Annotated in this window: 1 protein-coding gene and 1 pseudogene; both read right to left on the reverse strand. The window is 69.1% G+C overall.

The window, feature by feature from the left end:
- A pseudogene (locus tag CEK65_RS20800) lies at positions 1 to 107 on the reverse strand (YitT family protein); the annotation flags it as partial.
- 196 nt (positions 108 to 303) lie between these two features.
- The coding region (locus tag CEK65_RS20805; RefSeq protein WP_152182860.1) for an MFS transporter permease at positions 304 to 821 on the reverse strand (518 nt) is incomplete at its 5' end.

Genomic DNA, 821 nt, shown 5'->3' on the forward strand with positions numbered 1-821 from the left:
TCCTCGGCCACGCTGTGGCGCAGCGCGCGCGCATCCTGCACGGTGCCGGCCGAATCCGGCGGCGGGGTCAGCGGTCCGGCGGTGACGACAGTGCCGTCGTCGGGCAACGGGTCCAGGTCCGGACGCAGATCGGAATCGGGAAGGCTCACGGGAGGGGGGGCACAGCGTGGGGGGCGGTATTAGAGACCAGGCGGGTGGTGGTTGCATATGAAACTTTGAAGACTCGCAGCGGATCGTCCCTGCCGCGTGTCGACGCCGGATGCCGACCCTGTGGCCTCCCCGATTCCGCCTGGCGTTCGTGACCTATCGCTGCGGCAGATCGATGTCGATGGAGTGGCCGATGGTCACCGCCCTGATCATCGTGATCATCACCAGCAGCGCCAACGGCCCGGCGATCGCCAGCCACGCCCAGGTCCAGGCAGTGAAGCGCTCGGCCGCGCTCTGCGGCAGGCCACGCGCCTGCTTGAACCGCGCCAGGCGCTGGTTGACCAGCAGGACCGGCATCCAGGTCAGCAGCGTCAACAGCGACAGCGCCGAGGGCCACACGCCGAGCAGGCTCAGGCAGACATAGGCCAACGCCGGCCCCAGCCAGCCGACCAGCGCGCCACGCTGCGCGCCGACGATGCGTTCCAGCCCGCGAAAGCAGGCGAATACCCAAAGCAGCGAGAACACCGAGCGCCACACCGGCGAGATGCGTCGTCGCCCAGACAGCAGGCGCAAGGCGCGCCAGTTGCGGTAGAACCAGTACAGCGCATACCAGCCGAAGCTGGTCGCGCACAGCAGCGCCAGCTTGGCCGCCGAGGGCGCGAACAGCGTGGACA

Source organism: Xanthomonas sp. LMG 12459 (assembly GCF_009192905.1).
GTDB lineage: Bacteria > Pseudomonadota > Gammaproteobacteria > Xanthomonadales > Xanthomonadaceae > Xanthomonas_A > Xanthomonas_A sontii.